Source organism: Levilactobacillus paucivorans, from assembly GCF_001437125.1.
Classification (GTDB): Bacteria; Bacillota; Bacilli; order Lactobacillales; family Lactobacillaceae; genus Levilactobacillus; species Levilactobacillus paucivorans.
The window spans coordinates 1-519 of sequence record NZ_JQCA01000007.1; the positions used below are offsets into that span (position 1 = coordinate 1).

Consider the following 519-nt stretch of genomic DNA (forward strand, 5'->3'; position numbering starts at 1 on the left):
TTGATTAAGGGCTTTTAATTTAGCTTCTTGTTTTTCTAAGTTACTTTGAGACATAATGATCCCTCCAATCATATTTGAAATAATCACCGAAACTATATCATACAGGAAACGTTAAGTCAAAGTATAAAAGTTGAAATAGCGAAGCGGAAGGCATACACTAAAAGTAAATTCAGGATAATCAGCAGACCGAGTGAAACGAGGTCAATGCGCACTTACACACAACAACTAAAGTTGGTTGTATTATTGTGCTAAACCCTTGTATCAGAAGTCGCCGTTGGCGACAACAAAAGCAAACCCATAAACCTAAAGAAAGGTGGTGACCGACATGGCAATTTTTCACATGAGTTTTCAAAATATTAGTGCTGGTAAAGGACGTAGTGCCATTGCTGGAGCAAGTTATAGAAGTGGTGAAAAGTTATTCGATCAAAAAGAAGGTCGAAGCTATTTTTATGCTCGGTCAGTCATGCCAGAAAGCTTTATTTTGACACCAAAGAATGCGCCAGAATGGGCGAGTGATAG

Annotated in this window: 1 protein-coding gene; it reads left to right on the forward strand. The window is 38.2% G+C overall.

Annotation, left to right across the window (positions count from 1 at the left end; genetic code table 11):
• Positions 1-325: 325 nt before the first annotated feature.
• The coding region (locus tag IV54_RS00525; protein WP_162259306.1) for a MobA/MobL family protein at positions 326-519 on the forward strand (194 nt) is incomplete at its 3' end.